This window comes from Pseudomonas sp. GW822-FHT07A10, assembly GCF_058798795.1.
The window spans coordinates 225-1062 of record NZ_JBXAKV010000036.1 but is presented as its reverse complement, the minus strand read 5'-3'; the positions used below and the strand labels follow the sequence as shown (position 1 = coordinate 1062).

The following is an 838-nucleotide window of genomic DNA, read 5'->3' as shown; positions in this document are numbered from 1 at the left end:
TGGAGTATTGCCGGGTCCAATACCGGCACTTATGGCTCGATCGCCGTCGACAGCAGCGGTCAATGGACCTACACCCTGGCCAACGGCACCGATGGCGTCGCCAGTGCCGTGCAATCGCTGAAGGCCGGCGAAAGTCATAACGAAGTGTTCAGCGTGCAGGTCAGCGATGGCCTCGGCGGCGTCGACACCCAGCAGGTGACCGTCACTGTCACCGGCAGCAACGATGCGCCCGTGCTCAGTTTCGCCAGCGGCAACGATGCCGGCACCGTGCAGGAAGACACCACGCTCAGTGTCAGTGGCCAATTCAGCTCGAGCGACATCGATCACAATGCCACCGCCACCTGGTCGATCAATGGCTCGGCAACTGGAACCTACGGCTCGATCGCCGTCGACAGCACCGGTCAATGGACTTACACCCTGGCCAACGGCACCAATGGCGTTGCCAGTGCGGTGCAATCGTTGCAGGCCGGCGAGACTCATAACGAAGTATTCACCATCCAGGTCAGCGATGGCCTGGGCGGCGTCGACACCCAACAGGTGACCGTGACCGTCACCGGCAGCAATGACGCGCCGGTGCTCAGCTTCGCGTCGGGTAATGATGCCGGCAACGTGCAGGAAGACACCACCCTCAGCGTCAGTGGCCAGTTCAGCTCGAGCGACATCGATCATGCGGCCACCGCCACTTGGAGCATTGCCGGGTCCAATACCGGCACTTATGGCTCGATCGCCGTCGACAGCACCGGTCAATGGACTTACACCCTGGCCAACGGCACCAATGGCGTTGCCAGTGCGGTGCAATCGTTGCAGGCCGGCGAGACTCATAACGAAGTATTCACCA

Annotated in this window: 1 protein-coding gene; it reads left to right on the top strand. The window is 61.6% G+C overall.

The window, feature by feature from the left end:
* A partial coding sequence (locus tag AC1RL4_RS29220) for a VCBS domain-containing protein (RefSeq protein WP_493120710.1) occupies positions 1-838 on the top strand: 838 nt, incomplete at both ends.